The organism is Pseudomonas sp. MS15a(2019) (assembly GCF_013277805.1).
Taxonomy (GTDB): Bacteria; Pseudomonadota; Gammaproteobacteria; order Pseudomonadales; family Pseudomonadaceae; genus Chryseomonas; species Chryseomonas benzopyrenica.
On the sequence record NZ_VBTN01000008.1, the window covers coordinates 197819 to 215546 of the forward strand.

Below are 17728 nucleotides of genomic sequence, written 5' to 3' on the forward strand. Positions count from 1 at the left end.
ACGAGAGCGCCGGGTGGATGCCGAGGGGGCGCAGCGGTGATCCGCTCGTATGGCTGCAGACTGTGATCGCTTTCCGCCGGCACAGCCTCCAAGTCGACGACCAGCTCTGCTGGGTGCTAGCGTGCCGCGATCCCCACTGCCGGAACCTCCGCCATGACCGTTTTCCCGTGCCTGCCTGCCGTTTCCATCCGTTCACTGCCGGAGGTGCCGGCATGAGCAGTCAGCGTCCGGTCGATGGCCTGCAACTTCCCGCCGAACTCCTGGCTCGCGCCGAGGCGCTACTGGCCCAGGGTGGACGTCGCCTGCTGGGCATCGCGGGCACTCCGGGCGCGGGCAAGTCGACCGTGGCCGAGTTGCTGGCGGCGGCGCTCGGCGCGCGCGCCGTGGTGGTGCCCATGGACGGCTATCACCTGGCCAATCGCGAGCTGGCGCGTCTGGATCGCGCGCAACGCAAGGGCGCGCCGGACACCTTCGATGCACGCGGCTATCGCGCCCTGCTGCAGCGGCTGAAGACGCCGGTGGCCGGCGAGACCGTCTATGCGCCGCTATTCAATCGCGAGATCGAAGAACCCATCGCCAATGCCATCCCGGTCCACGCCGAGACCCAACTGGTGATCAGCGAGGGCAACTACCTGCTCTTGACCCAGGCGCCCTGGAGCGATGTGGCCGAGGTGTTCGACGAGTGCTGGTACGTGCGCGTCGATCCCGCGGAGCGTCGCGAGCGGCTGGTCGCCCGGCACATGCACTTCGGCCGCAGCCGCGCGGACGCGGAGGCCTGGGTGGCGAGCACCGACGAGCCCAATGCGCGCCTGATCGACGGCGACCGGGCGCGGGCGGATCTGGTGGTGGAGTGGCGGGATGGGGCGGCTGTCGGCAAGGCCTAGGCCTGTGCCCGCTGCCATTCGGTCGGGCTCGCGCCAATGATGCGACGAAAGGCGCGGGCCAGGGCCGAGGGACTTTCGTAGCCGACCTCGTCGGCGATCAGCGCCAGGGGGCGGCGCTGCTGCAGGCGCTGTTGCGCCAGGGCGATGCGCCAGCGGGTGAGGTAGTCGCCTGGGGCACTGCCGACGACACGTTGGAAATGTGCGGCGAAACCCGCGCGTGACATGCCGGCCAGGCCCGCCAGCTCGGCTACGGTCCAAGCTTGCTGGGGTCGTTCGTGCAGGGCGGTCAGGGCACGCGCGAGCCGGCGATCCGCCAGGCCGGCGAGCATGCCAGGCGTGGCGCTGGGGCGGGTCAGCAGTTCACGCAGCAGCTGGATGATCATCAGTTCGAACAGGCGGTTGAGCACCAGGCTGCGCCCGCAGTCGTTGCCAAAGGCCTCGGCAAACAGCCAGTCGGCGCTGGCGGCGAGACCTGGCAGCTGGCGCAGTGGACTGACCAGGTAATCCGGCAGGGCGCGGGTCAGCGGGTTATCCGGGCCACCGCGAAAGGCCAGCGAGGCGCACACCAGCTCGGCAGGGCTATCGTCCGGGGTGCTCAGCTGATGCGCGCGCGGACGGATCACCAGCATGAGGCTGGGCTCGACCAGGTCCTGCCGCTCGCCCCGTGCGGTTGCGAAGCTCAGGCGTCCGCCGCGCAGCAGGTGGACCTGGCCGGTGGCTTCACCGTCCGCATGGCGGCTCACGCCACAGAAGGCGCCCTGGTGGTAGCTGTCCGCAGTGAAGGCGAAGTGGTCGAGCAAGACGGCGAGGCGATCCATGGATGAGGCACCGATTTGGACGATCTGTCGCGATGTTTGGACGCTGGGCGTCCAGGCGTCAAGTCGCTCCGCCTAATCTGGTTCCACGCCTGATGACCAGGCCGCAACCCAAGGAGCACCCTCATGACCCGTATCGCCCCCCTTACCCTCGACCAGGCTTCCGCCGAGGCGCAAACCGCCCTGCAGGGCATCCAGAAAGGCCTCGGTTTCCTACCCAACGCCTTCGCAACCCTGGCGCATTCGCCGGCAGCGCTCAAAGGCTATCTGGCGCTGGCCCAGGCGCTGGGCAGGAGCGGACTCAGCGCCCAGGAGCGCGAGGTGGTGGCCTTGGCGGCCTCGGCGGTCAATGGTTGCGACTATTGCCTGGCGGCCCATGAATTCTTCGGTGGCAAGACCGGCCTGACCGCTGCGGAGCTGACCGCCGCCCGGGCGGGTACGCTCAACGCCGTGGCGCGCCTGGCGCGAGAGGTGACCGAGCAGCGTGGCCAGTTGCATGACGAGCAGTTGCAGGCCGCCCGCGCAGCCGGTCTGGATGATGCCAGGATCGTCGAGGTGGTGGTGCAGGTCAGCCTGCTGACCCTGACCAACTACCTCAACAACCTGGCGGCGACCGAAGTGGACTTTCCGCCCGCCGCCTGAGCATGAAAAAGGCCCCGGTCAGGGGCCTTTTTGTTGGTGATATCCCGTTCCAAACAAGGCCCGTATCTATCGTCCTAGTGCTCTGGCCCTAGCAGGGGTCAGATCAATGACTCGAAGTTGGAGAGATGCTTAACGAGCTCGGGGAGCTGCTGCTTAAGCAGCGTATCGAGTAGCTCGCGGGGCGTATGGGTAGGGTTCTTCAAAGAAGCACGCTGTCTTCGGGCTGCTTCAAGCACAGCTGCTTGATCCAAGTCCCATATGTCGGACAGGAAGACGTCGGGATGCAACGCCTCAATCTCGAAGCACTTGAGGATTTCAGCAGGAAAGTCCCTGAGGTTATAGGTGACGATGACCGAAGCACCGCATTTGATGGCAGCGGCTAAGACATGCCGGTCGTCTTCGTCTGGTAGGTCGAGCCCTTTCACCAAAGGCTCATAGTCCTTTACAAGACAGTCAGGAACTGCCCGATTCATGAGTTCGACAGTACGATCAAGCTGCGCGCTTGTCAGGTCGGGACGGTTCTTCAACACGTTTCTCGTCCACTCATCATGGATCTGCTCGGACCAGCGCGCTCGATACGCTCCAGTGAGGGTCAGTTGCATCAGCAAATCGCGCAGAGGTGCGGGGTACAGAACACAAGCATCGTAGATGACAGTGAACGGTGAATGTCTCATCAATACCCCATGTTAAGCGCTTGGGCTTGCGCAGCCAGTTCTTCCATAGCGTCCTGACTCGCCCTATCACGGTCAGCTTTGTAGACCATGAGGTCGGTGAACTTAATGCGTCGATGACTACCGGTCTTGGTGTGTGGAATCTGGCCTTCGTCTAGCAGTTTAACGAGATGAGGACGCGAGACATTGAGCATGTCGGCGCATTCTTGGGTCGTCAGCTCTGCGTGAATCAGCACTACTTTCACGGTGTTGCCTAAGGCCAGCTCGCTGAGTATGTCCCCGAGCAATTTAAGCGCGAGCGTAGGTAATTCAACGACCTGGCGTTGCTGGGCCTCGTCAACCAGTTCAATACGCTGAGTATCCAGCTTCGTCGAAACGAAAGCAGCGATCTGACGGCTTGATTCAGTAGCCGCAGCGATTGCTTTCTCATCCGGGAGAATGCTCCGAGCAAGATCGGCGGTGGTCATGATGTCTCTCCCAAAAGCAACGCACATTTCTGGCATCTCTTACGCCGCTAGCGTTTATAGTCGAAATAAACGAAATTCGCAATATTCGAAATAAACGAAATGGTGTCGATGCCTACGTGCCGCTGCTGGAGAGACATTCACGTCGGTGCTTATACCTGCCGACCGCAGAAGGTGGCCGGCGTGTCGAGGTCAGGCGACGGGGATGGGGTTCTCGACCAGCGAGAGGTTGAACTGGTTGATCAGCGCGTGCTCCTGGGGACCGGGGTTGGCGCGCAGCGGCACCACGCGATCCACCAGCACCTCGGTCTCGGCGGTGGCCAGCTTGTCCAGGGTCTCGGCGATGAAATCGTCGAGGGGCATGGCGCGGCTGTCGCCACTCTTGTGGACCAGATCGGTGTCCACCCACGGCGGGGCGATCTCCAGCACCTGCACCGAGGTGTCGCGCAGCTGGAAGCGCTGGGACAGGGTGTAGGAGTGCAAGGCCGCCTTGGTGGCGGAGTAGAGCGCCGTGGCCGCCAGCGGCAGGAAGGCCAGCACCGAGGTGTTGTTGATCAGCGTTGCCGTCGGCTGCCGCTTGAGGTGCTCGATGAAGGCGGCGCTCACCCGCACCGGGCCGAGCAGGTTGGTGGTGACCAGCTGCACCGCCTGGGCATCGTCCAGATCGCCGGCGCCGGCATCGTCGAAGGGCATGATGCCGGCGTTGTTGATCACCACGTTCAGACTGGGGTGACGGGCGATGACTGCGGCGGCGACGGCCTTGATCTGCGCCGGGTCGCCGATGTCGAGCAGCACGGTATCCATACCGGGATTGGCGGCGGCGATCTCGTCGAGCAGCGCCTGGCGGCGGCCGGCGACGATCACCTGGTTACCGCGACTATGCAGGGCCTCGGCCAGGGCGCGGCCAATGCCGGAGGTGCCGCCGGTGATGAAGACGGTGTTGTCGGTCAGTTTCATGGGGTGTGCTCCTCTCGGGATCAAGATCAATGGGCGGTGTGATAACGGGGGGCGAGCTGGCGGCTGGACAACTGGTCGGCCATGGCCAGGCGACTGGCTTCGTAGGTCTCCCAGCGGGACAGGTCGTGCAGCGAGGGGATGGAGATGGCGACCTCACGCTCGAAATCGGCCAGGGCGGCGGCGACCAGGTCGGCCGGGCTCATGACGATCTCCGGATCGAGGTGCGCCAGCGGCAGGCCGCCGCGCGCCCAGAAGTCGGTGGCGGTGGCGCCGGGCAGCACGGCCTGGGCGCGCACGCCGGTCCCGGCCAGCTCGCGCTGCAGGGATTGGGTAAAGGCCGTGACATAGGCCTTGCTGCCGCCGTAGACGCCGTTGAGCAACTCCGGCGCCAGGCTGACGATGGAGGAGACGTTGATGATGGCGCCACGGCCGCGGGCGACGAAGGCGGGCACGGCGGCATAGGTCAGCTGGGTGAGGGCGGTGACGTTGAGGGCGATCATCCGCAGCATCTGCGCCGGATCGCTCTGCAGCAGCGGCGTATGGGTACCCATCCCGGCGTTGTTGACCAGCAGGGTGAGGCTGGCGTCTTCACGCAGAGTGCGCTCGACCTCGGCCAGGGCGGCAGGGTCGGCCAGGTCGGCCGGCAGGACCTGGACGCTCTGGCGGGTCGCGTCGGTCAGGCGCTGGGCGAGGGCATCCAGGCGCTGGCGATCCCGGGCGACCAGGATCAGGTCGTAGCCGCGCTGGGCCAGTTGTTCGGCGTAGTGGGCACCGATGCCGGACGAGGCGCCAGTGATCAGGGCAGTACCTTGTGGGGAGCGGGTCATCATCGTGTCTCCGGGGTGGGTGTGAGGCCATGATGAGCGCGCTGGTCGATGGCGCAAATGACGCTTATAGTCATGATTTAGGACATCAGGAGCAGCCATGCACCGGATCGGCTATGTATTGGGCGAGCGTTTCCAGGTGATGGCGCTGGCGACCCAGAGCGTTTTCGAATTCGCCAATCTGGTCCTGGGCGAGCCCTTCTATACCCAGGCGATCTTTTCCGAGCAGGGCGGCCTAGTGCGTTCTTCACAGCAACTGCTGGTGGAGACCGAAGCCCTGGGTACGCCGGGCCGCGCCGATACCTGGTTCATCGTCGGCAACCTGACGCCCCTGGCCACCGAGCCATCGCCGACGCTGCTGGACTTCGTGCGCCAGGCCGGCGCCCAGGCGCGGCGCACCGCCGGCATCTGTACCGGCGGCTTCGCCCTGGCGGCGGCTGGCCTTCTCGATGGGCGCCGGGCCACCACCCACTGGTCGTTCGCCCGGGCCATGCAGGAACGCTATCCACAGATCCGCGTCGAGGAAGACCGCATCTTCATCGTCGATGGTCCGGTATGGACTTCCGCCGGCATGACCGCCGGCCTGGATCTGGCGCTGGGGATGGTGGAGAAGGACCTGGGCATGGACGTGGCCCGTTCGGTAGCGCATCGCCTGGTGATGCAGCAATTTCGCTCGGGCGGTCAGACCCAGCATTCGGAGCTGCTGGCCCTGGCGCCCAAGTCGGATCGTATCCAGACCGCGCTCGCCTACGCCCGGCAGCACCTGGGCCGCGCCTTGAGTGTCGAGGAGCTGGCCGAGGTGGCTCACCTGAGCCCGCGGCAATTCAGCCGGGTGTTCACCGCCGAGACGGGACAGTCACCGGCCAAGGCCATCGAGGGGCTGCGCCTGGAGGCGGCGCGGCTGATGATCGAGCAGACTCGTCATTCGCTGGAAACGGTCGCCCGCGAGACCGGCTTTCGCGATCGCCGTCATCTGCGCGAGGTGTTCATGCGCGGCTTCGGCGTACCGCCGCAGATGATCCGCCGCGATGCCCGCCGCCTGGCCTGAACCCTGGGTCTTCAGAAACCGCCGCCGGCATCCAGCCAGGCCTGTTCGTCCGGCGTATTGATGCGGCCTAGCGCCCGGTTGCGGTGCGGGAAGCGGCCGAAGCGGGCGATCACCTGCAGATGGGCCTCGGCATAGCGCCGGTAGTGCTCGATGCCCAGGGCCTCGAACAGTTCGAGCGAGCGCTGCTGATCGGCCAGGGTCTCGGAGTGCTCGAACGGCAGATAGAAGAAGGCGCGCAACTCGGCTTCGACCTGCTGATCCAGGCTGGCGGCTATCGCCTGTCGAGCGTGCTGCAGGGCCAGGCCGTCGGTGGCGAAGGCGTGGCCGCTGTGGCGATAGATATTGCGCGGGATCTGGTCGAGCAGCAGACACAGGGCCAGGGCGCCTTCGGCGCTGGCGGCCCAGCTATCGAATTCGCGACGACTCGCAGCGAAATGCCCTGCCTCCAAGCGTGTACGGCATTCGGTGTCGAACTCGGGGCCGCCGCTGAACCATTTGCGCCTGCCGGCAGAGTGCCAGAAGGTTACGACCTCCTGTGGTTGCATGCTGTCTTCCTCCGATCGATCCCGGCTTGCCTGGGTGGTGGTTCCACAAAGCATAGCTTGGAGACCTGCGGCAAACGGTTGCTTGGTACGGTGAGACGCGGCTATCCGAGGAGGCTGCGTGATGGGGGTGGTGCGTCATTGACTTATATGTTGGCCCCCGTATGATTGGGTACGCCAATGACGCATGGATTGCGACATGATCTTTATCGAAACGCCGGTCTTCACTCGGCTCGTCAAAGAGCTACTTGAGGATGATGCCTACGCCGCTTTCCAACGTGAACTGGCGCAAAATCCGACGGCAGGCGATGTCATCAGGGATACCGGTGGCCTACGCAAGATCCGTGTCGCCAGCGGTGGCCATGGCAAGCGTGGCGGCTCTCGGGTGATCTACTATCACTTCGCTGCCGATGCTCGCATTGCCCTGCTACTGATCTACCCCAAGAGTGAGAAGGATGACCTTTCCGTCGAGGACCGGAAAGCCCTGAAGGCCATGATCGAAAAGTGGAGATAGACAGCATGACCAAGTTCCTGGATGACCTCATGGAAAGCGTTACCCAAATGGACGAGATCGTCCGGGGTGAGCGACAACCTTCCCGTGAATTCCACGTCGATGCCTTGCAGATCAAGCAGATCCGCAAGAATACCGGTCTGAGCCAGGCGCAGTTCGCCAGAAAGCTCAATATCGACGTCGGTACGTTGCGCAACTGGGAGCAGAGCCGCCGCGAACCTACCGGGCCGGCGAAGGCCTTGTTGGTAGCGCTAAAGAACGATCCCGTGCATGTACTGGCGGCGTTGGAGGCTTGACCGTCCCAGTCCTAGTTTGTGAGCTGCCGTTGCGGCAATGAATTTTCCCCCTTACCCCAGTCTGGGTTGGAATGCTTTCTTAGCTGCCTGCACGGCAGTGAACCTATCGCTACGCACCTTGGAAAAACCCGGCATTTTCTAATGCTGCCTATACAGCAGTGAACCGTGATACCGGCTCGCCAACGACGGGCTGAGTTTTCTAAGCTGCCTCCGCGGCAGCTTAGAAATCATCTCCATGCGAGGCGGCAGAAGGAATGGCTTTCACCGCCCTCTTGGCAGCCCATTGGGGTTCCACGTGGAACCCCTCAGCCCCGCCCCACATAGGGCATCTTGGTCGCCATCACCGTCAGGGTCTGGACGTTGGCGTCCAGCGGCAGGCTGGCCATGTAGCGGACGGCGTCGGCGACGTGCCTGACGTCCATGCGCGGCTCCACGGCGGTGCTGCCGTCGGCCTGGAGTACGCCGTTGGCCATGCGCTCGGTCATCTCGGTAGCGGCGTTGCCGATGTCGATCTGGCCGCAGGCGATATCGAAGGCGCGACCGTCCAGAGCCAGGGCCTTGGTCAGACCGGCCACGGCGTGCTTGGTGGCGGTGTAGGGCGCGCTGAAGGGCCTGGGCGTGTGCGCCGAAATGGAGCCGTTATTGATGATGCGCCCGCCACGCGGCGATTGCGCGCGCATCAGGGCGAAGGCCGCGCGGCTGCAGAGAAAGACGCCGGTGAGGTTGGTGTTGACCGCCCGGTGCCAGGCGTCCAGTTCCAGTTCGTCGATGGGCACCGCCGGGGCGCCGACGCCGGCATTGTTGAACAGCAGGTCCAGGCGGCCGTAGGTCTCGCGGATGCGTGCGAACAGCGCCTCGACGCTGGCGGCATCGGTGACGTCGCAGGGTACAGCCAGGGCTTCGCCGCCCTGTTGCCGCGCCTCTTCGGCGAGGGCCTCCAGGGGTTCGGCGCGACGGGCAGCGAGGACCACGCGGAAGCCGTCCTGCAGCAGGCCGAGGGCGACGGCGCGGCCGATGCCCTGGGAGGCACCGGTGACGAGGGCGATGGGGCGGGCGGTGGTCATGGGCGGTCCTTGGACAGGGGAGGAGCTTCCAAGGCTAGCAGGTAGGGAGGGGTGGTGGGCGGCCCTCACCCTAGCCCTCTCCCAGGGGGAGAGGGGATGGTTGTGGTGTGTTGGGGAGGTAGGTGGTTCCTGGTAGCTCCGGTCGGCTCAGCGCAGCTTTAAGTCGGTCGCCACCAGGATCGCCTGGCCGGAGGGTCGCGCGCGCAGGCGGTCGAGGTAGGCGGCGAGGCGGGGCCAGGTCGTCTGCCAGTGTAGGTCGGGCAGGGGCTCCAGGTAGTCGAGCATGGGCGCCAGCAGGGCGTCGGGCAGGCTGAAGTCGGCGCCGCAGAGAAAGCTCTGGTTGCCCAGCTGGCGATCGAGCACGGCCAGGGTCGCGTCGACGTCGGCCAGGGCGCGCTGTTCGTCCTCCGGCGTGCGGAAGGGGGCGGGTCGCGGCCCGGCGACGCGCAGCAGATAGTGGCGGACCAGACGGCTATCCACAGTGGTGAGCAGGGCGCTGCTCCAGGCGTCCTGCTCCGGGCTGCCGCCGCGCTCCGGCGAGAGCCGACGATCGAGGTGGCGGCAGATGGCGAGGGTTTCGAAGATCCGCAGCTCGCCATCGAACAGCACCGGCACCTGGCCGAAGGGGTGCAGCGCCAGGTGGGCTTCGCTGCGCCAGGCGATGGCCTGGCCGGTGGGTGCGAGGCCACAGGGCAGCTCCAGGCCCTGTTCCAGGGCATGGAGGCGCACGCTGCGCACCAGGGTGCTGAAGGCGGGACCGAATAGATAGGGCGTCATGCTGCAGGCTCCTTGCAAAGAAGGCTGCATGCTGGCAAAGGAGACCTTATGTTCAAGAACATAATCTGGAGTAGCCATGGCCTGGCCCCTTGATCAGCGCGAGCAGACCCGCCAGCGCATCCTCGACAGCGCCGCCCGCCTGTTCGCCCTGCGCGGCTTCGATGCGGTCGGTCTCGACGACCTGATGGCCGATGCCGGTCTCACCCGCGGCGCCTTCTACCACCACTTCCGCACCAAGACCGAGGTCTATGACCAGGCCATCGCCCATGCCGCGCGGGTCGGCAGTGCCCGGCTCGACGATCTCGGTAGCCAAGGCATCGGGCAACTGATCGAGCATTACCTGAGTCGCGAGCATGCCGAGGGCGAAGCGCTGCGCTGTCCGCTGGCCTTTCTGGCGGCCGACGTCACCCAACGGGAGGCCGCCATCCGGGGCAGCTATACCCGCTTCTTCGCGCGCTTCGTCAGCCGGCTGGAACGGGATCTGTCGGGGCCGCCGGCGCAGCGGCGCGCCCGGGCGCTGCAGCTGGCCACCACCCTGATCGGTGGCGTGGCCCTGGCGCGGGCGCTGGACGACGAGGGCCTGGCCGAGGAGTTGCTGGCGGCCTGTCGCCAGGGCGGTCAGGGACTGCTGGAAGAGGGCGATGATTTGGCAGCGGCAGCCGGCTAGGCGACACTGGCGACTCTTTCGTCCACCGGAGTCACCCATGCAGATTCGCCCCTTCGTAGCCGCCGATTTCGATCAGGTCTGGCCGCTGATCCAGCAGGTCGTCCAGGCCCGGGAGACCTACGCCTACGACCCGGACATGAGCCGCGACGACGCCTGGCGATTATGGGTGGAATTGCCCCGGGCAACCTTCGTCGCCGAACGCGATGGCCAGATTCTCGGCAGCTACTACCTCAAGGCCAATGCCATGGGCCCGGGCGATCACGTCTGCAATTGCGGCTACATGGTCGCCCCCGCCGCCCGCGGCCAGGGCGTGGCTGGCGCCCTTTGCGAGCATTCCCTGCAGGTGGCCCGCGAGCTGGGCTTCCAGGCCATGCAATTCAACTCGGTGGTGGCCAGTAACCAAGTGGCGGTGCGGCTCTGGCAGAAACACGGCTTCGAGATCGTCGGCACCCTGCCCAGGGCCTATCGCCATGCCAACCTGGGGCTGGTGGATTGCTATGTGATGTATCGCTGGCTGGCGGACTAGCGCCACTCGCTCAGCACGGCTTTCAGCGAGGCCGGCAACATGGGGCCGTGGCCCAGGCCTGCGAGGACCTCGTAGCGCACCCGGATGCCGGGGAGCTGGCCGAGGCGGTCGGCCAGGCGCCGGGTGGCATCGGCAGGGACCTCGCTCTGGAAGTGCGCGGGCAGTTCGCGTTCGGCGCCGCCCTGCAGCAGCACCAGGCGGGCCGGATGGGCCTTGAAGCGCGCCTTCAATTGCTCGTCATCTTGCGGCAGCACGGTAGGGCTCCACCACAGCGAGGGGCTCACGGCGTAGCCCTGGGCGAAGGCGTCGGGGCGGGTGAGCAGGGCGTGGAGGACGAACAGCCCGCCCAGGGAGTGCCCCCAGAGCGCGCGCTGGCGGGGATCCAGCGGCACCTGACGGCCAACTGCCGGTTCCAGGCGGTCCAGTAGCCAAGCCAGAAAGACGTCGGCGCCACCGGTGGCCATCTCGCGAAAGCGTTCGCTGGTAGGCGCCGACGGCGTGTAATCGTAGGCCCGTCCGGGGCCGTCGATGCGCTTGCCGCCCACATAGCCCACCGCGACCAGCACGGGCGGATGGGGCTGCTTGGCCAGGGTGTCGAGCAACTCGGCGTTCAGCCCGCCCAGGGCGGCGTTGCCGTCGAGCAGATAGAGCACCGGATAGCCGGCGGCCGGTGCCGGGGTGGCGGGTCGGGCGATCCATACCTGGTAGTGGCGGGCGCCGTCGACGGAATCCAGCTGGAGTTCGCTGAAGGCATAGCCGTGGCCTGGCTGCTGGAGCACCAGGGCATCCATGGGCTGATCGATGGGACGGGCCTGGCCGGGAGCGGCGAGGGCGAGCAGCAGCGGCAGGGCTAGCCAGGCGCTCTGACGGGCGAGACGGGGCGAAAGCGGCATCAGCGAACAAGACTCATTTCCAGTGGAACGGTCGAGCCTACCGATCTCTGCCCCCGGTCGCCATACTGGCCAATATCCCCGCCGCCCAGGACACCCCATGCATCACCCCCATCTGCTGTTCGATCTCGATGGCACCCTCACCGATTCGCGCCTGGGCATCACCCGGGCGATCCAGGTGGCGCTGCGCGCCGAGGGCATCGAGGAGCCCGATCTGCACAAGCTGGAGGTCTTCATCGGCCCGCCGCTGCTGCAGAGTTTCATGACCCACTACGGCTTCGACGAGGCGCGGGCCTGGCGCGCGGTGGAGGCCTATCGGGGGTATTTCCGCGCCACCGGTCTCTATGAGAACGAGGTCTATGCGGGCATCCGCGAGTTGCTGGCCGAGCTGCAGGCGGCCGGGCGGCGGCTCTATCTGGTGACGGCCAAGCCGCGGGTGTTCGCCGTGGAGATCCTCAGACATTTCGCCCTGACGGAGTTCTTCACCGCCCTGCATGGCAGCGAGCTGGATGGCACCCGCACCGACAAGACCGAGCTGCTGCGTTTCGTGCTGGAAACCGAAGGTCTGGCGCCCGAGAGTTGCCTGATGCTGGGTGACCGCGAGCACGACCTGATCGCCGCCCAGGCCAACGGTGTGGCGGCGGTGGCCCTGGGCTATGGCTTCGGCAGTCGGGAAGAACTGGAACGCCACTGCCCGGCCTTCCACTTCCACAGCGTGGCGGCCCTGCGCCAGGGCTTCGGCCTCTAGCGGCAGACGTCGACCTGCGCGGCAGTGGCCGGCAGGTCATGGGGTGCGCCGGGGATCAGCCGCAGGTGGCGGTCTGTACCACCAGGCTGGCGCTGGTGGTGATGGTCAGCCGCTGGGAGTTGAAGTCCATGGTCATGGGGTCCTGCGGACGGACCACGCGGACGACCTGGGCACCGGCGCGCTGCCGGCCTTCTTCGGCCAGGGCCGGGGAGAGGGCCTTGCCGACCAGATCCTGGACCGCATCGGAGTTGCAACGGCCACTGCTGCTGACGGCACCGCTCGGGGCCGAGGAGGCCGCCGTCGGGCCGCTCTGGGTTTCGTGCGAGCCGCAACCCGCCAGCAGGGTGAAGAGCGCGGCACCGGCCAGCAGGAGAGGGGTCTTGGAGCTCATGAGTTCGCCTTTTCGATCGTGAGAGAAGGAACCTTAACCCGTACGGGCCTCCTCATGGACCCCTCTAGGGTAGGCATTGTTACAAATCGCGAGTCAGGCGACGTTGATAGGCGCAGGTGACCAGTCGTCTCCCAGAGATAAAGTTAACAAATATAACGTTCGGTAATCGGCCAGATTTGGGCGGGATGGCTTGATCCATTTTTGGCATCGACCATCATCGAACCAGGGCCGCACGGCCTCTTACGGTGACGACAACAACAAAAAAGGAACACCCGCCATGTCAGCTCGCTATCCCACCGCCTTCCCTCCTGACGCTCGGCCGATCCGCGCCCGCTAGGCCCTGATCCCCGCGCCTCGCGGCGCCTTCCGCCTCTTTCGTCAGGACGGTCACCTCATGTCTCTTTCGCGCTCGCTTCCGGCCTGCGCACGGGCCCGCTCGTGCCTCGCCTTTGCCTCTCTCGCCTCCCTGCTGGCCAGCCAGGGCGCCTTCGCCGCGCCTTCCACCACCCTGGAAAGTGCCCGCCCCAAGCCCCTCAACAGCCTGGAGACGGCGCGTCCCCTGCCGCCCGGGCCGCCGCGCTGGGCCGAGGACTATCGCTTCCTCGACGATCCGGCCAAGCGCACCGATGCCTTCGACGGGCTGCGCTACCAGCGCCTCGGCGACGCGGCCTGGCTGCAGACCGGCGGCGAGGCGCGCTATCGCTTCGACAGCATCCGCAATCCGGTCTTTGGCCGGCGCGGAGTGGCCACCGATCACTACATCCAGCAGCGCCTGCAGCTGCACGCCGACCTGCACCTGTTCGACGACGCCGTGCGCGCCTTCGTCCAGCTGGAAAACACCCGCGCCTGGAACAAGGCGCTCTACGGGCCCTACGACCAGAGCCGCACCGAGCTGCACCAGGCCTTCATCGACCTCAACACGCCGCTGGCCGGCGGCAAGCTGATGACCCGCATCGGTCGTCAGGAGCTGGGCTATGGCAACCAGGCCTTCGTCACCTACCGCGACGCCCGCAACATCCGCCTCAACTTCGACGGCCTGCGCCTGGCCTGGAGTCGCCCGGACGGCTACCGGCTGGACGCCTTCGGCCTGAGACCCGTGGTGACCGGCGAGGACAGCTTCGACGACGGCTCCAACAACGCGGTCAAGTTCTATGGCCTCTACGGCACCCTGCCGCTGGCCGGACCGCTCAAGCTCGATGTCTACGGCTTCGGTCTGGAGACCGATCAGCGCACCCTGGACGGCCTGACCGGTGCGGAAAAGCGCTACACCGCCGGCATCCGCCTGTTCGGCAACGCCGGTCCCTGGGACTGGAGTTGGGACCTGGCCGGGCAGGGCGGGCATCTGGCCGGCGCCCAGATCCGCGCCTGGGGCCTGAGCAGCGAAACCGGCTATCGCCTGGGCGGCGCCTGGAAGCCGCGGCTGGCCCTGCGGGTGGACGCCGCCAGTGGCGATCACGGCCTGGGCGACGACCGCGTCGGCACCTTCGATCCGCTCTATCCGAAGAATGGCTTCTATGGCGACTCCGGTCTCACCACCCTGGCCAACCTCTATCTGGTCGGCCCGCTGCTGACCCTGGCGCCGCGACCGACCCTGCAGCTGGAAAGCGGGCTGTTCGGCGTCTGGCGGCAGAGCACCGAAGACGGCGTCTACCTGCCGGGCATGACCACGGTGCCGGGCACCGCGGCCAGCTCGGCGCGCAAGGCCGGCACCCTCTGGCGCAACAACCTGCGCTGGATGCCCACCGCCAACCTGACCCTGGACCTGGAATACAGCTACTTCCAGGCCGGCGCCGCCGTGCGCCAGGCCGAGGGCGACGACACCAGCTTCCTGATGGCCGCCACCACCTTCCGCTTCTGAGGAGTCCACCATGCGCCTGCTCTCGACCGTTCCGCCCGGGGCCTGCCTGACCCTGCTGCTGTGCTTTATCGTCGCCCTGCTGGAGGGCATGGACCTCCAGGCCATGGGCATCGCCGCCCCGGCCATGGCCAAGGCTTTCGGCTTCCAGCCGGGGCAGATGGGCCTGGTGTTCAGCGCCAGCATCCTCGGCCTGCTGCCCGGCGCCTTCATCGGCGGCTGGTGCGCCGATCGCATCGGCCGCAAGAAGGTGCTGATCGCCTGCGTGCTGATCTTCGGGGTCTTCTCGGTGGCCACCGCCCATGTTTGGAGTCTGGAGAGCCTGCTGCTGGCGCGGCTGCTCACCGGCATCGGCCTGGGCGGCGCCCTGCCCAATCTGATCGCCTTGTCCGCCGAGTCGGTGGACGAGCGCGCCCGCGCCACGGCGGTCAGCCTGATGTACTGCGGCGTACCCCTGGGTGGCGCCCTGGCGGCGGTGGTGGGGCTGCTGGACGTCGGCCGCTGGCAGACGGTGTTCTATGTCGGCGGCCTGGCGCCGCTGCTGGTGGCGCCGCTGCTCGGACGCTACCTGGCGGAGACCGCCGGCTTTCTGCGCAATCGAGGCGGACCTCAGGCGAGCGGGCCGCGCGGGGCCTGGCTGGGCGCCATCCCGCTATCGACCACCCTGCTGCTGTGGCTGGGCTACTTCTTCACCCTCACGGTGATGTACATGCTGCTCAACTGGCTGCCGTCGCTGCTGGTGGGCCAGGGCTTCAGCCGCGGCCAGGCGGTGGGGGTGCAGATCCTCTTCAACCTGGGCGGCGGCATCGGCTCGGTGCTGTTCGGCCTGCTCATGGATCGCTGGCGGCCACGGCTGACGGTGCTGGCCATCTACCTGGGCATCCTGCTGGGTCTGGCCGGGCTGGGTCTGGCCAAGGCCTATCCGCTGGTGGCCCTGGCCGGTTTCGCCGCCGGGCTGTTCGTGGTTGGCGGCCAACTGGTGCTCTATGCCCTGGCGCCGCAGCTCTATCCGGCGGCGGTACGGGCGACCGGAACCGGTGCGGCGGTGGCGGTGGGGCGCTTGGGCGCCATGGCCGGCCCCTTGCTGGCCGGCCAGGTGCTGGCCGTGGGCGGGGGTGCGGCGACCCTGGTGGTGGCCACCACCCCGGCGGTAGTGGTGGCGGCGGGCGCGGTGCTGGCCCTGCTGCAACGGCGGACGGCGGCACCCGCGGCCACCGCCCGCGTGGAGGCTCCCCGTCATGCGTAGCCTGCTGCTGGTCACGTTGCTGATGCTGACCGGCCTGGCCCGCGCGGCCACCGCGGACGGCGATCCGGCCACCGCCACGCCACCACCATTGCAGCTCGAACCCCTGGCGCGTTTCGAGGTAGCCCTCGACGCCCCGGTGTGGGAGCTGGGCCAGACCAGCGACCTGGGCAAGCGGCGCATCATCCCCATCACCGGCGGTCGCTTCGATGGCCAACGCCTGCACGGACGGATCCTCGACAACGGCGCCGACTGGCAGGTGGTGACCGCCGATGGCCTGGCCATCATCGACACCCGCTATCTGCTGCAGACCGACGATGGCGCCCTGATCTATCTGCAGACCAAGGGCTATCGCTACGGCCCGCCGGAGGTGATGCGCGAGCTGGCCGCCGGCAAGCCGGTGGACCCACGGCGCTATTTCTTTCGCGTCACCCTGACCTTCGAGACCGCCGCCCCGGCCTATGCCTGGCTCAACCGCGCCATTGGCGTGGGCAGTGCCATGCGCCTGGGCAAGGCGGTGGTCTACGACGCCTATCTGCTGCAATAGAGGAGTACCCGATGGCTAGCGGAATGAGTGCGCTCTACGACGATGTCCTGCTGCTGGATGGCGTGCGCACGCCCTGGATTGATCTGAATGGCGCTCTGGGGCAGGTATCACCCACCGACCTGGGTATCGCCGTGGCCCGGGGGCTGCTGGCGCGCGGCCACGCCGCCGGGGCGGTGGATTCCGTGCTGGCCGGCTCGGTGGCCCAGGCCAGCTTCGATGCCTATCTGCTGCCACGCCATATCGGCCTCTATGCCGGGGTGTCCGAGGCGGTGCCGGCGCTGCAGGTGCAACGGGTCTGCGGCACCGGCCTGGAGCTGCTGCGCCAGGCAAGCGATCAGTTGCAGAGCGGCCAGGCCAGCCGGGTGCTGGGCGTGGCGGCCGAGTCCATGACCCGCAATCCCATCGCCGCCTACACCCACCGCAGCGGCTTTCGCCTCGGCGCGCCGGTGGAATTCCACGACTTTCTCTGGGAGGCGCTCAAGGACCCGGCGGCCGGGCTGGACATGATCGCCACCGCCGAGCGCCTGGCGCAGCGCCACGGCATCGCCCGCGAGGCTGTGGATGCCTGGGCGCTGCGCAGTTTCGAGCGCGCCCTGGCGGCCCAGCGCCAGGGCTGGTTCGCGGAAGAGATCGTGCCGGTGGCGGCGGCCCATTTCGAGGCCGAGGGCCTGGCGCCGCGGGCGTTGCGCCTGCCGCGGGGCTGCGCGGTGGTCGAGCATGACAGCCATCCGCGCGAGACGTCGCCGGAGGCCCTGGCGCGGCTGACGCCGGTACATCCGGGCGGCGTCCAGACCGCCGGCAACAGCTGCGCGGTGGCCGACGGCGCCGCCGCCGTGCTGCTGGCGCGGGGCGCGGACGCCGCGTCGGAACGGGCGTTGGCCTGGGTGCGGGGTAGCTGCGTGGTCGGGGTGCCGCCGGACCTCATGGGCAGCGGGCCGGTACCGGCCATCCAGGGCCTGCTCGACCGCGCCGGCCTGACCCTGGACGCCATCGACCGCCTGGAGATCAACGAAGCCCAGGGCGCCCAGCTGCTGGCGGTGCAGCAGGCCCTGGAGCTGGATCCGGCGCGCCTCAATGTGCACGGCGGCGCCATCGCCCTGGGTCATCCGCTGGCCGCCACCGGGCTGCGCCTGGCCATCACCCTGGCGCGTCAGTTGCGCGCCGAGGGGCTCAGGTATGGCGTGGCGGCGGTGTGCATTGGTGGCGGGCAGGGGATGGCGGTGCTGCTGGAGAATCCGGGGTGGCGGGGGCGTTAGGGGATGAGGCTAGGTGTGTTGGGCTTCGCTGCGCTCAGCCCAACCTTGTATCTCTCCCGGGTAATGGGATTAGCTACCTCATTACCCGGAGCCGGCTAAGCACCTGCCCA

The 17728-nt window shown here is 67.2% G+C and carries 22 protein-coding genes; 12 read left to right on the forward strand and 10 right to left on the reverse strand.

The genetic code is table 11. The features are described 5' to 3' along the window. Nucleotides 1-212: 212 nt before the first annotated feature. Complete coding sequence (locus tag FEZ61_RS12635; protein WP_173148882.1) at nt 213-884, forward strand: nucleoside/nucleotide kinase family protein; 672 nt, start codon at nt 213-215, stop codon at nt 882-884. On the opposite strand, the gene FEZ61_RS12640 is transcribed toward FEZ61_RS12635, so the two are convergent. Next, nucleotides 881-1702: an AraC family transcriptional regulator gene (locus FEZ61_RS12640; protein WP_173148884.1), complete on the reverse strand. Its 822-nt coding sequence runs from the start codon at nt 1700-1702 to the stop codon at nt 881-883. The genes FEZ61_RS12635 and FEZ61_RS12640 overlap by 4 nt on opposite strands. A 123-nt stretch (nt 1703-1825) precedes the next feature. Between FEZ61_RS12640 and FEZ61_RS12645 the strand changes: the two genes are divergently transcribed. Continuing rightward, on the forward strand, nt 1826-2341 hold the full coding sequence (locus FEZ61_RS12645; RefSeq protein ID WP_173148886.1) for a peroxidase-related enzyme: 516 nt from the start codon (nt 1826-1828) through the stop codon (nt 2339-2341). A gap of 98 nt (nt 2342-2439) precedes the next feature. Here the strand turns inward: FEZ61_RS12645 and FEZ61_RS12650 are convergent, their stop codons facing one another. From FEZ61_RS12650 to FEZ61_RS12665, 4 genes are all read right to left on the reverse strand, one after another. Next, nucleotides 2440-3015 (reverse strand): PIN domain-containing protein, encoded by a 576-nt coding sequence (locus FEZ61_RS12650; protein WP_173148888.1) that lies wholly within the window; start codon nt 3013-3015, stop codon nt 2440-2442. Continuing rightward, nucleotides 3015-3479: a helix-turn-helix domain-containing protein gene (locus tag FEZ61_RS12655; protein ID WP_173148890.1), complete on the reverse strand. Its 465-nt coding sequence runs from the start codon at nt 3477-3479 to the stop codon at nt 3015-3017. The genes FEZ61_RS12650 and FEZ61_RS12655 overlap by 1 nt, the downstream gene beginning before the upstream one ends. A 189-nt stretch (nt 3480-3668) precedes the next feature. Next, a complete protein-coding gene (locus tag FEZ61_RS12660; protein ID WP_173148892.1) occupies nt 3669-4433 on the reverse strand; it encodes an SDR family NAD(P)-dependent oxidoreductase in 765 nt (254 codons plus the stop codon). Between the two features lie 26 nt (nt 4434-4459). Further along, entirely contained in the window at nt 4460-5260 is an 801-nt protein-coding gene (locus FEZ61_RS12665) for an SDR family oxidoreductase (RefSeq protein ID WP_144945900.1), read from the reverse strand. 97 nt (nt 5261-5357) lie between these two features. On the opposite strand from FEZ61_RS12665, the gene FEZ61_RS12670 reads away from it, so the two are divergent. Continuing rightward, complete coding sequence (locus tag FEZ61_RS12670; protein ID WP_044343147.1) at nt 5358-6305, forward strand: GlxA family transcriptional regulator; 948 nt, start codon at nt 5358-5360, stop codon at nt 6303-6305. A gap of 11 nt (nt 6306-6316) precedes the next feature. On the opposite strand, the gene FEZ61_RS12675 is transcribed toward FEZ61_RS12670, so the two are convergent. Next, nucleotides 6317-6850: a DUF924 family protein gene (locus tag FEZ61_RS12675; protein ID WP_173148894.1), complete on the reverse strand. Its 534-nt coding sequence runs from the start codon at nt 6848-6850 to the stop codon at nt 6317-6319. 196 nt (nt 6851-7046) lie between these two features. Between FEZ61_RS12675 and FEZ61_RS12680 the strand changes: the two genes are divergently transcribed. Together FEZ61_RS12680 and FEZ61_RS12685 are read left to right on the forward strand one after the other, a co-directional pair. After that, nucleotides 7047-7361: a type II toxin-antitoxin system RelE/ParE family toxin gene (locus FEZ61_RS12680; RefSeq protein WP_173148896.1), complete on the forward strand. Its 315-nt coding sequence runs from the start codon at nt 7047-7049 to the stop codon at nt 7359-7361. A 5-nt stretch (nt 7362-7366) separates the two neighbouring features. Next, nucleotides 7367-7654: a helix-turn-helix domain-containing protein gene (locus tag FEZ61_RS12685; RefSeq protein WP_027598600.1), complete on the forward strand. Its 288-nt coding sequence runs from the start codon at nt 7367-7369 to the stop codon at nt 7652-7654. 305 nt (nt 7655-7959) lie between these two features. Here the strand turns inward: FEZ61_RS12685 and FEZ61_RS12690 are convergent, their stop codons facing one another. Together FEZ61_RS12690 and FEZ61_RS12695 are read right to left on the reverse strand one after the other, a co-directional pair. Continuing rightward, entirely contained in the window at nt 7960-8718 is a 759-nt protein-coding gene (locus FEZ61_RS12690) for an SDR family oxidoreductase (protein WP_027600415.1), read from the reverse strand. A 147-nt stretch (nt 8719-8865) separates the two neighbouring features. Next, the gene (locus tag FEZ61_RS12695) at nt 8866-9495 is read right to left on the reverse strand and encodes a glutathione S-transferase family protein (protein WP_242455155.1); all 630 of its coding nucleotides are present in this window, start codon (nt 9493-9495) and stop codon (nt 8866-8868) included. Between the two features lie 76 nt (nt 9496-9571). Here FEZ61_RS12695 and FEZ61_RS12700 point away from each other — a divergent pair, with 76 nt between their 5' ends. Together FEZ61_RS12700 and FEZ61_RS12705 are read left to right on the forward strand one after the other, a co-directional pair. Then, nucleotides 9572-10162, forward strand: coding sequence for a TetR family transcriptional regulator (locus FEZ61_RS12700; protein WP_173148898.1), 591 nt, complete (start codon nt 9572-9574; stop codon nt 10160-10162). A 37-nt stretch (nt 10163-10199) separates the two neighbouring features. Then, complete coding sequence (locus FEZ61_RS12705) at nt 10200-10688, forward strand: GNAT family N-acetyltransferase (protein ID WP_173148900.1); 489 nt, start codon at nt 10200-10202, stop codon at nt 10686-10688. Here the strand turns inward: FEZ61_RS12705 and FEZ61_RS12710 are convergent. Then, nucleotides 10685-11581, reverse strand: a complete 897-nt coding sequence (locus FEZ61_RS12710) for an alpha/beta hydrolase-fold protein (protein WP_173148902.1) — start codon at nt 11579-11581, stop codon at nt 10685-10687. The genes FEZ61_RS12705 and FEZ61_RS12710 overlap by 4 nt on opposite strands. A gap of 97 nt (nt 11582-11678) precedes the next feature. Between FEZ61_RS12710 and FEZ61_RS12715 the strand changes: the two genes are divergently transcribed. After that, nucleotides 11679-12326 (forward strand): HAD-IA family hydrolase, encoded by a 648-nt coding sequence (locus FEZ61_RS12715; protein ID WP_173148904.1) that lies wholly within the window; start codon nt 11679-11681, stop codon nt 12324-12326. Nucleotides 12327-12381: 55 nt separating this feature from the next. Here the strand turns inward: FEZ61_RS12715 and FEZ61_RS12720 are convergent, their stop codons facing one another. Continuing rightward, nucleotides 12382-12717: an I78 family peptidase inhibitor gene (locus tag FEZ61_RS12720; RefSeq protein ID WP_173148906.1), complete on the reverse strand. Its 336-nt coding sequence runs from the start codon at nt 12715-12717 to the stop codon at nt 12382-12384. 394 nt (nt 12718-13111) lie between these two features. On the opposite strand from FEZ61_RS12720, the gene FEZ61_RS12725 reads away from it, so the two are divergent. From FEZ61_RS12725 to FEZ61_RS12740, 4 genes are read left to right on the forward strand one after another with little or no spacing between them, the layout of a single operon-like run. Then, nucleotides 13112-14575, forward strand: a complete 1464-nt coding sequence (locus FEZ61_RS12725; protein WP_173148908.1) for an alginate export family protein — start codon at nt 13112-13114, stop codon at nt 14573-14575. Between the two features lie 10 nt (nt 14576-14585). Next, complete coding sequence (gene mhpT / locus FEZ61_RS12730; protein ID WP_173148910.1) at nt 14586-15818, forward strand: 3-(3-hydroxy-phenyl)propionate transporter MhpT; 1233 nt, start codon at nt 14586-14588, stop codon at nt 15816-15818. Then, entirely contained in the window at nt 15811-16362 is a 552-nt protein-coding gene (locus FEZ61_RS12735) for a DUF3237 domain-containing protein (protein WP_017639261.1), read from the forward strand. The genes mhpT and FEZ61_RS12735 overlap by 8 nt, the downstream gene beginning before the upstream one ends. A gap of 11 nt (nt 16363-16373) precedes the next feature. Next, nucleotides 16374-17618, forward strand: coding sequence for a thiolase family protein (locus tag FEZ61_RS12740; RefSeq protein ID WP_242455156.1), 1245 nt, complete (start codon nt 16374-16376; stop codon nt 17616-17618). The last annotated feature ends 110 nt before the right edge of the window (nt 17619-17728 follow it).